General features: G+C 37.4%; 9 protein-coding genes. All 9 read right to left on the reverse strand.

What is annotated here, in order from left to right; genetic code table 11:
- Window positions 1–52: 52 nt before the first annotated feature.
- The 9 genes from EF384_RS08940 to EF384_RS08980 all read right to left on the reverse strand — a co-directional run bounded on the left by EF384_RS08940 (window position 53) and on the right by EF384_RS08980 (window position 9957).
- Window positions 53–2125 (reverse strand): glycoside hydrolase family 3 protein, encoded by a 2073-nt coding sequence (locus EF384_RS08940; protein WP_123781281.1) that lies wholly within the window; start codon window positions 2123–2125, stop codon window positions 53–55.
- 199 nt (window positions 2126–2324) lie between these two features.
- Window positions 2325–3407 (reverse strand): LLM class flavin-dependent oxidoreductase, encoded by a 1083-nt coding sequence (locus EF384_RS08945; RefSeq protein WP_123781282.1) that lies wholly within the window; start codon window positions 3405–3407, stop codon window positions 2325–2327.
- Window positions 3408–3515: 108 nt separating this feature from the next.
- A complete protein-coding gene (locus EF384_RS08950; RefSeq protein WP_123781284.1) occupies window positions 3516–3953 on the reverse strand; it encodes a PPC domain-containing DNA-binding protein in 438 nt (145 codons plus the stop codon).
- A 130-nt stretch (window positions 3954–4083) separates the two neighbouring features.
- The gene (locus EF384_RS08955; protein WP_123781286.1) at window positions 4084–4833 is read right to left on the reverse strand and encodes a CpsD/CapB family tyrosine-protein kinase; all 750 of its coding nucleotides are present in this window, start codon (window positions 4831–4833) and stop codon (window positions 4084–4086) included.
- Window positions 4834–4845: 12 nt separating this feature from the next.
- Complete coding sequence (locus EF384_RS08960) at window positions 4846–5610, reverse strand: YveK family protein (protein WP_123781288.1); 765 nt, start codon at window positions 5608–5610, stop codon at window positions 4846–4848.
- 132 nt (window positions 5611–5742) lie between these two features.
- On the reverse strand, window positions 5743–7578 hold the full coding sequence (locus tag EF384_RS08965; protein ID WP_123781290.1) for a polysaccharide biosynthesis protein: 1836 nt from the start codon (window positions 7576–7578) through the stop codon (window positions 5743–5745).
- A gap of 57 nt (window positions 7579–7635) precedes the next feature.
- Entirely contained in the window at window positions 7636–8415 is a 780-nt protein-coding gene (locus tag EF384_RS08970; protein WP_123781296.1) for a tyrosine-protein phosphatase, read from the reverse strand.
- Window positions 8416–8618: 203 nt separating this feature from the next.
- Entirely contained in the window at window positions 8619–9074 is a 456-nt protein-coding gene (locus tag EF384_RS08975) for an NUDIX hydrolase (protein WP_123781292.1), read from the reverse strand.
- Between the two features lie 10 nt (window positions 9075–9084).
- A complete protein-coding gene (locus tag EF384_RS08980) occupies window positions 9085–9957 on the reverse strand; it encodes a DegV family protein (protein WP_123781294.1) in 873 nt (290 codons plus the stop codon).
- Between the last annotated feature and the right edge of the window lie 63 nt (window positions 9958–10020).

Below are 10020 nucleotides of genomic sequence, written 5' to 3' on the forward strand. Positions count from 1 at the left end.
CTAACTTTTGGGGGCCTCTACATCATGTGTCTCAGGCTTTTTTCGTAAACTATTATGCATTTTCGTATTGTAAACCGAATCCTAGGCCATATTTGTTTCCTTGGCTGTCTTCGTATGTATATGGGATATCCATATATTTTTCTTTGTCGTAACCTGGTACATCATTTGGTGAAGCACAGATGCCATTTTCATCTACTGCAACTGCAGCATCATTCTTAGGTAAGGTTAATGGTAATTTACCAGAAGGATTCACTTCGCCCAGAATAACATCCAGAATCGCTTGGATAAACGTGTCGAAACTTGCTGTCAAACCATCAGCTAGTGGTTCAAGATTTTCCAAGATAAATGGTAAATCTAAGTTCACATTGATAATCGTTTGATCGACAGCTTGGCGGATGGCTGCTATTTTTTCAATATCTACATTGGTCTCTTTATGAATTTGTAAGTCCAAATAAGTTGGTGTTGCTTCAAAATATGAGCCAGAAATTGGTTCCGCGAATAGGATAGCAATATCTGCATCGTGGTAATCTGCCACCAAGTCGATGTGTGGGAAAGCAGCTTGAATCAGATTTGGTAAGTTGGCATTGATTTCGTCGGTGTTCGTATTATTGCCGACACGACGTCGTCCAACCATTTCTTTTTCATCATACAACTTGGTAAATAACTCAACATAAACTTTTTTACCAGCCAATTTATTTTTGGTTAATGGTAAAACATTATCTTCATTCTTTAACAAGACAACTGATTTTTGATGAGCAGTATAGGCAATGGCTTGTTTTTCAGGCGTATTCGTTACAGCCGTTGCATGTGCGGCATCTTTATAAGGATTTTCGAATAAACCTAAGGCAAACATTTCCGCTAGTAATTGCGCAACTAGGCCGTCCACACGCTCCATAGACACTAGGCCTTTTTCCATTGCTTCTTGGAAGGCATCCACATCAGTAGTACCAGAAACCACATTAGTACCTGCTTCAATTATTTTCACAGCACGTTCGGTTAAGCATAGATTTTCAACGCCCCATGCCATTGAGCCTAAGACACCTGTATCAGAGTTAACATAGCCTTTAAAACCTAATTCATCGCGTAATAATTCTTGGATAAATTGTTTATTGTAGGCAAAAGCTACATTTTCATCGAAACCACGGTCAAATGGTGCTTGTGGTGTCGCAGATTTTTCTTCTGAAGGAATCGCATAGTAAGGCATGATAGAGGCAGGATTATGTTGAATAGCCGCTTTGAATGGAGGTAGATGGTATTTTTCTAGTGATCCTGCAGTAGGATACACATTGAACTTCCCTTCTGCATAATGTGGGTCGAAGCCATTTTCACGCGCACCACCGCCAGGAAAATGTTTAATGGTTAAGGCAATGGCATCTTCATCCAATACGTCGCCTTGATATACTGGAATAATTACTTCAGCAATAGCAGAAATCGTTGCAGGATCTTCACCAAAGGTACCAAAAGTTCTGAACCAGCGAGGGTCAGTAGCTGTATCCACCATATACATGTAACCCTTACGGATGTTATTAGCTAAAAACTCTTCGTGGCCAATAGCCGCAAACTGCTTAATTAAATCCAAATCATCCATTGCAGCAAGGCCCAAAGTACCAGGGAATGTTGTAAACTGACGTACAGATTGATCCGCATTAAAGGTTGCATCTTCATTCTCGTTGCGTGAATTTGAAATAATCACCATCGGAATCCCCAAGCGTGATTCTTCCGCCATCTCTTGAATGGTATTGGTGTAAGTAACCATTTCTTCTGGCGTCGCATTCTCACGGACAATTAAGTGACGCAATTGGAAATCATGAATCAAGGTAGACGTTGGAAATTCATGCTTCGGTGTCGGATATTCATGATCCTTCTCCACCTCAGAGATAATACCATCGTGACTCGTCGGTTCGCCTTCTTCAACAGAAATCCCCATAGGCTTATCTGTTAAAATAAACATACCCGCTTTTTCGCGATGATTCATACGCGCAAGCAAATCCTTGATACGGTCTTCAACCGGCAACCGCCAGTCTTCGTAGGGATTTAATTGGCCATCGCCATTTAAATCCTTAAATGACAAACCATCCACAACAATAATCTCTTTCTTTCTTGCTACTACTTGTTTTGGCTCCATGCTAATCCTCCAAAAAATCATCTTTTTTGCATATAATATTGCAAGTTTTGTTATCTAGTCTTCTGCCTAGGATTATACGCTTTTAAGATAGCGTTTTCAATATCTATTTTGTTATCTTTTGAGCAAATAAAAAAGGCTGAATCACAAGGATTCAACCTTTTCCATCTACCTAATTAACTACAATGTTACATTGCAATAATTAATGTGATTTGGTATATTTCTTCACTTCTGGAATTACTTTTTCACCTAAGAAATCAATCGTTCGTTTCACTTTATCAAGTGGCACACCACCAAAGTCGATTTGGCCAATGTAACGATCCATACCATAAATTTCATATTGGTAAATCATTTTATCGATAATTTCTTGTGGCCCACCAACCATCAATGTATCTTGTACAGATCTTGCTTGCGCAAATTGTTGTTTAGGGAAGATAGAGCCATTTGAATGTAAGAATGAAGATTTTACATGTGGGTAAAACTCTGCCATCGCTTCTTGTTGTGTTGGTGCAATATACATTGGGCTCGCTGTCGTTAACGGATATGTTGTTGGATCAATACCCAAGTTCGCTAACTCTTCATGATAAGCCTGTACAGCCGGATAGAAGGCCATAGCAGGTCCTGCAAGTGTCGTTAGTACCATTGGCACACCAGCACGTCCAGCCTTCACAGCAGACGCTGCTGGCCCACCAACGCCTCGCCAAATTGGGATAAAGTTATCTTTTGGTTTTGGATACATTTCAGCGCGATTTAACTTGTGACGGAATTGACCTTCCCAAGTAATTGTTTCACCTTTTTCGATTTGATGGTTAATGTAGTTTAACAATTCAAATTTTTCTTCGAATAATTCTTCATAATCACGTAAGTCGTAACCTAATAGTTCAAATAAACCAATACGAGAAGCACGACCACCAACGATTTCAATACGACCATCAGAAATCAAATCTAATGTTGCAAAGTTTTCGTATACACGAACTGGATCTGAAGTAGATACAATTGTAGAAGAAGATGAAATTTTAATTTTGCTCGTTGCTTGGGCAACTGCACCTAAAATAACTGCATGTGCTTGCGAAACAAAGTATTTTTGATGTGATTCACCTAAAGAAAAAATATCTAAACCTGCTTGTTCTGCATATTGTGCAGTTTCGATAATTTCTTTAATACGGCCTTGTTCACCTACGCCTTGATTTGTATGTGGGTTTGGCACATAATCTCCTAGTGAGTATAGACCAAACTGCATGCCCTCATCCGGTTTAAAACCGTATTTCTCTTTCATTGTAGTCATTTTTATTCTCCAATCATATGTTGTTAATTGCAAATTTTTTATGTTACTACTAGTATAATTTCTAATTCGAAACATATCAAGCTTTATGCTTACTTTTTAGAAGTTTTTCTAATCATGATATTTATTGAAATCAAATAGGTTTAATCCTGTTTCGACCTCGTCTTTACTACGTTCTACTTCACCAGCAATAATTTGAATGAAAATTTCACCCGTACCTGATACAAACGCTTCATTCAAATGTCCACCTACCACCGAACCATCACTACGTCCAAATGTCGCGTGATAATGTCCGTAATGTTGACCATCCATCAAACTAATATTCCCATTTAGAGAAGTTAATTCTAATTCTTCATGTAATTCAGTTGGACTGTAGCTTTGTTCCTCTACATTATAAAGCGAGAATTTTACGCGATCACAAGCACCTATACCTTGCACGCTTGCTAACTTAATCTTCTCAAGGTCTGCTACCTCTGTTAAAGCAGTGATGATTTCGTCACCTCTATCAATGCGTACAACTAAATGATCACCAAAACGTCTATAATCCATTGGAATTACTCCCCTCTATATTTACAAATTAATTGTACATAGAATACCATACCCCACGAAAATTGCTAGAAATAGCCATTACTTGTATACAAAAAATGGTTGAGCAATTCGCTCAACCATTTAACATAGACTATTTATCTTCACTTTGTTGACTGTAGCCGTACCCATAACCATAACCGTAACCATAGCCCATTTTCTTGCCTTGTTCACCATTATAAACGGCACCAATAACATTGGCATTTACCATGTCTAACAATTCTTTTGTCTTACGTACATTATTCTTATTGGCAATACCTGCACGAACAACAACAATGACACCGTCAACGCGAGTCGCAACGATTTGCGCATCCGTTACCGCTAATACAGGCGGTGTATCAAAGATAACCAAGTCAAACAAATCTTCTAACTCAGCAATCAATTCGATCATACGCTTAGAACCTAAAAGTTCTGAAGGGTTTGGTGGAATTGGACCTGCCGCAAGAATGTATAAGTTCGCATCAGGCACATAGTTTACAGTGTCCATGATATTTGCATCGCGGTTAGTTAATAAACTAGTTAAGCCTACTGTAGTATCGATACCAAAAGTTTTCGCAACAGTTGGTTTACGCATATCAGCATCCACTAATAAAACACGGAGACCTTGTTGGGCAATTACAGCAGCCGTATTAGCTGTCACTGTAGATTTACCTTCCCATACACCAGAAGATGTAACCATGATTGATTTATAATCTTGGTCAACCATTGAGAATTGGATGTTGGTACGAATTTGACGGAAAGACTCAGAAATAACGTCATTTGGTTGTGTAACAGTAATTAAACTTGCACCACGACGTTGTTCCGCATTCATCTTATCAAAATAATTTCTTCTATTTTTAAACAATTTGAAATCCTCCTAAACACGTCGACGATGTCTTGCACCATCAGAAGTAGCTGTGGCTTTGAATCGTGTATCATCAATTTTCGATTTATTCATTTCAGGGATAGTACCCAATAATGTCCAATCAAGTTCTTCAATGATATCGCTAGATTTAACAGAATTATCCAACATTGCTTTGATGAATTGGTAAACTACACCGATAATCAAACCTAATAAACCACCAATAATTAAGTTTAATAAGATATTTGGAGAAGTTGGTGCCTCACTTGGTGCTGCAGGCGTAACAATCGCTACATTTTCAACTTGTAAGACATCTTTGACAACTTCTGAGAAGCTCGCTGCAATAGCATTCGCAAGGTTCGCAGCCATAAATGGAGATTCATTTTCTACTGAAATAGTGAAAAGTAATGAATCAGAATCCATTGAAACTGTTACATTTTCTGCTAATTCTCCCGCAGTCATACCTTCAGCTTCTGGAACAGCTGCAATTGCAGGTTCAAGTACTAATGGACGGCTCACCAAAGATTGATAAGTATTCAGTAAGGTCAAGTTTGCTTGCAAACCTGCTTGTGTAATTGTATTTTCTGAAGTCGTCGTATTCGTGTTGTTCACAACGATATCAGTTGTAGAAGTATATTTTGGTGTCATTAGGAAAAAAGTAACAAGTGCTGCAAGCACTATACCAATTACCGTTGTTGAAATAATTTTCCAAATATTTGACGTTAAAATATTTAGTATTTCAAGTAACGATATTTCCTGAGTTTCTTGTGTATCTTTCATCTCTTCCTCCTCGAGAAAATCATTATCCCTATATTTGTTCAGAATAATGTTATTTTATCATATTTAAAATTTTCTAACAGCGTGATTTTCGCCATTCTTCAAATCATTATATCCTATAATTCGAATTTTGCACTAACCATTTTCTGAAGTTTCTACATCTCGATGAACAAAATCTACCAATTTCTTGTTTAATGTATCATCGCCGACTTCATCAAGATCAAGTGATTTTACAAATTCAATGATTTCTTCAACTGGCAGGCTCTTAATACGACCCACGAAAATCTTGTCATCTACTTTTTCACCAGTAGTTTCATCTGTTAGTAACAATTCTTCATATAATTTTTCCCCAGGACGAATACCCGTTTCGACAATAGGGATTTCACTTTCCGTATAACCACTCAATTTGATCATTTTCTTAGCTAGGTCTAAAATCAGTACTTCTTTACCCATATCTAAGATGAATAACTCGCCACCCTTAGCTTTGGCACCTGCTTGAATAACCAAACGGCTTGCTTCAGGAATTGTCATAAAGTAACGACGCATTCTAAAGTCGGTAACAGTTACGGGACCACCTTTTTCAATTTGTTTCTTGAATACAGGAATTACTGATCCACGGGAACCTAATACATTCCCAAAACGAACTGCTGCAAATTTCGTATGGTCTGACGTTTTATTCATACCCGTTACTAACATTTCAGCAATACGTTTTGATGCGCCCATTACGTTAGGTGGATTGTTGGCTTTATCTGTCGATACCATTACGAAAACGTCAACGTTAGCATTCTTTGCTGCGCGCGCAACGTTTAAAGTACCATACACATTATTTTTGACTGCTTCCGTTGGGTTAGCTTCCATTAGCGGTACATGTTTATGTGCCGCAGCATGGTAAACAATATCTGGTTTATATTTTTGCATAATACGTTCAATATGTTCACGATCTTGCACGTCAGCAATAATTGGCACAATGCGTGTATCTGGCAATTGTTTTTGTGCAAATTCTTGGTTAATCAAGTAAATTGAATTTTCACCGTGACCTAACAAATAGATTGTTTGTGGTGAGAACTTCACTAATTGACGACAAATTTCAGAACCAATTGATCCACCAGCACCGGTTACCAAGATGTCTTTACCAGAGATTTGGCGCATAGCGTCCGCATCATCTAGTTCCACTTCTTCACGACCTAGTAAATCAGAGATTTCAATTTCTTTTGGTCCAGTTGTCATATCCATTTGATAACCTAGTAAGGTACGTTCAACAGATGGCATTTGACGAACATCTACATCGTGGGCAATACCCCAGTCCAAAATCTTTTCAATTTTTTCAGCCGGTAATGTCGGTGCTGTGATGATGATATTCTTAACATTATACTGTTCGATAATTGAAGGAATATCTTTGGTTGAACCCAAGACAGATAATGAATCTAACTTTTTATAAAGTAGATTTTCATCATCATCGACAAAACCAATAAATCGATAGGAACCATCATTTTTAAATTGTTTGATAAAAGTATTCCCACCACGACCAGCACCAACTAACAAGGTTGGTTCCAATGTGCCGTCACCTTCTGGTATACGTGCACGTTGGTCCATGATGTAACGCCATGTTGCTCGCGTAACAAAAGTTGTACCAATTGAAAATACGGTGAGCAAAAAGATTAAACGTAAAGAAATACTACGATAAATAATCGCTGACGCCGCAGTTGTTAAAATGGCTGCACCCATGTGGGTAAAGAACAAATCAGATGCACCCTTAAAACTCATGAAACGAATGATTAAATGGTAGTTTTTCGTAATCATACTTGCGATTAGATAGGCTACAAAATAAATCACTGAGACGCCAATCGTCATTGGTATCGTAATCCCTACATAGTAGGCTAGTAGATAATACGAAATGATACCAGCGAACATGATTGAAATAAAATCAGCAACGGCTAGTATCGAATACTTTTGATACTTAGAAAAATTCATTTACAGATACCTCTCCCAACTGTCTACAAGCACTGAATAGTGCGGATAATCATTGGTTTAAAATAAACCAAAAAACTTTTTCTTCTTTTTCTTTGGCGCTTCAATGACAAAGTTACTAATCATTGGATCCCCATTTACTAAACTTTTGGCATTCGCTTTAAAATCAAATACGATACTTGACCCATATGCTGCTTGCATTTTTTCAAATGCAGCTTCCATATTAAAGCCACGAGGTCCAGATGGTCTATGGGCATCTGAAGCCATCATGTGAACCAAGTTATGTTCAATCATATAAGCACTCGCTTCTTCTACACCTTGACCAAATTCGCCAAGATATGAAGCTGCTGTGACTTGTGCATAGCACCCCATCTCAACAAAATGTTTTAGGATATCCGGTCGCTCAATTATTTTTTGATTACGTTCTGGATGCACAATAATTGGTCTGATATTACGTGATAGCAAATCAAAAAAGACTTGTTCTGCATAATGTGGTACTTCCATACTTGGAAATTCAATCAATAAATAGTGTTCGTCTAAGTCCGTAAATAAAATATCACCCGCATCAATGTTGGCAATTAATTCACCATGTAAACGAACTTCCTGACCTGGAAAGATTACCAGATCAATACCACGTTGATCCAATTCAACTTGCAATTTACCAACTGCTTCTTCTACTTCTGCTCGACTATTTACAAATTCTGCATTTCGATGGTGGGGTGTTGCCAAGATATGGGTAATGCCTTCTTGAACAGCAACATTCGCCATTGCAATCGACATATCTAAGTCTTTAGCACCGTCATCTAGTCCTGGAAGTATATGGTTATGAATATCAATCATCATGTTCGCTCCTCTTCTCTCAGCAAATATATCGCGATAAAACGAACAACAGCTCAATTTACTTATATTTTCTCATAAGCAATTGTTATTGCTCCAATATACTATATTTACTGAAGCTATGATGTAAAAAAACGGTAAAGCCTTGTTACAGTTCTAATACAATCAGGAAAACTGTTTCAAAGGCTCTAATCCCTTCTTATACTTTACCGCTTTTCATACCTTTTTAAAACTGCTTTTTCGTCATAAATTAATTTTAAATCTATCATTTCATTATTCTCAATTAACGGTTGGAGAAAAATACGGTCACCTTCCCATAAATTTAAATCGAAAATGGCAGATTTATCTATCCATTTCAATTCTCCTTCACGAGTTTCAGATACTTGGTTTGATTCAAGATGGCCAGTATATAAAAAAATATACATAGGTTCTTCATCAGCATAAACAAATGTGACCACACCACGAAAAGTCGCATCCGCTAGTGGTTGGCCCGTTTCTTCTAATACCTCACGTTCAAGGCACTCCAAAGGTGATTCGCCTGGTTCGAACTTGCCACCAACGCCAATCCATTTTCCTTTGTTAATATCATGTTTCTTCTTATTACGATATAGCATTAAATATTGGTCTACATCATTTTCAAGATAAATTAATGTACTAAGCATGCTATATCACTTATTTCAATTCAGCATCTACTAGGAAGCCCATACCCAAGGCACCTTTACCACCGTGTACCCCTAATACTGGTGTTAAATATTGAATTAAGATATCTTCATCAGGATAACTTTCTAAGAAGTAGTCTCTAAATTCAACAGCTTTTTCATAGGCATCACCATGAGCAAAACCTAGATGCAGACGGTCGCCATATTTTGCACGCGCTTCTTCATAAATCTTCATCCAAGATTTTTTGATTTTACCCTCTGTACGAATCTTTTCGTATAAATCTACTTTCCCATCATCTTCAAAGTGCATTACAGGATAAATTTTTAACATTGAACCTAGGAAAGCTGAAGCTGCCTTCGCACGGCCACCTTTCACAAGATTGTTTAAGTCTTCGACAAACACAAAAATTTCTGAGTCGGCAATCATTTGATCCATAGCTGGTAAAATTTGGTCTGGTTCATAACCGGATTCGATCAAACGAACTAATTCTTTAATTTCATGACCGATAATAATCGATACGGCCTTCGTATCTACTAAATGAACTTGAATACGGTCTTTGTATTCATCCATAATCATACGTGCTGTTTGGAAGGTACCACTCAATTTACTAGACATGAATACACCATATACCACGTCATAGCCCTTTGCGACGATTTCATCCATAATTTGGTAATAATCTACTGGTTCAGGTTGAGAGGTAATCGGTAATGTTTCTTGGCTTACCATTTTATTATAGAAATATTTTAGTACCTCTTCATCGGTGGTATCTTCAATTTCTTCACCATCTTTAAAAGTGATTTTTAGGGTCACTTCATACACATCAGGATGGTTTTTTAATTCTTCTGGCAAGCTTGCTGTAGAATCTACAATAATTGCTGATTTCATAATATCCCCTCTTTTTAATTTTTTTATAAATATATAGGACCCTGAATAATTCATACCTCTATA

Origin of the sequence: Aerococcus agrisoli, assembly GCF_003797145.1 — a bacterium.
Lineage (GTDB): Bacteria > Bacillota > Bacilli > Lactobacillales > Aerococcaceae > Aerococcus > Aerococcus agrisoli.

What these genes read in the sequence shown, in the direction of transcription:
- EF384_RS08940 (WP_123781281.1), bottom strand. Translation starts at nt 2,125, where the DNA reads ATGGAGCCAAAACAAGTAGTAGCAAGAAAGAAAGAGATTATTGTTGTG.
- EF384_RS08945 (WP_123781282.1), bottom strand. Translation starts at nt 3,407, where the DNA reads ATGACTACAATGAAAGAGAAATACGGTTTTAAACCGGATGAGGGCATG.
- EF384_RS08950 (WP_123781284.1), bottom strand. Translation starts at nt 3,953, where the DNA reads ATGGATTATAGACGTTTTGGTGATCATTTAGTTGTACGCATTGATAGA.
- EF384_RS08960 (WP_123781288.1), bottom strand. Translation starts at nt 5,610, where the DNA reads ATGAAAGATACACAAGAAACTCAGGAAATATCGTTACTTGAAATACTA.
- EF384_RS08965 (WP_123781290.1), bottom strand. Translation starts at nt 7,578, where the DNA reads ATGAATTTTTCTAAGTATCAAAAGTATTCGATACTAGCCGTTGCTGAT.
- EF384_RS08970 (WP_123781296.1), bottom strand. Translation starts at nt 8,415, where the DNA reads ATGATTGATATTCATAACCATATACTTCCAGGACTAGATGACGGTGCT.
- EF384_RS08975 (WP_123781292.1), bottom strand. Translation starts at nt 9,074, where the DNA reads ATGCTTAGTACATTAATTTATCTTGAAAATGATGTAGACCAATATTTA.
- EF384_RS08980 (WP_123781294.1), bottom strand. Translation starts at nt 9,957, where the DNA reads ATGAAATCAGCAATTATTGTAGATTCTACAGCAAGCTTGCCAGAAGAA.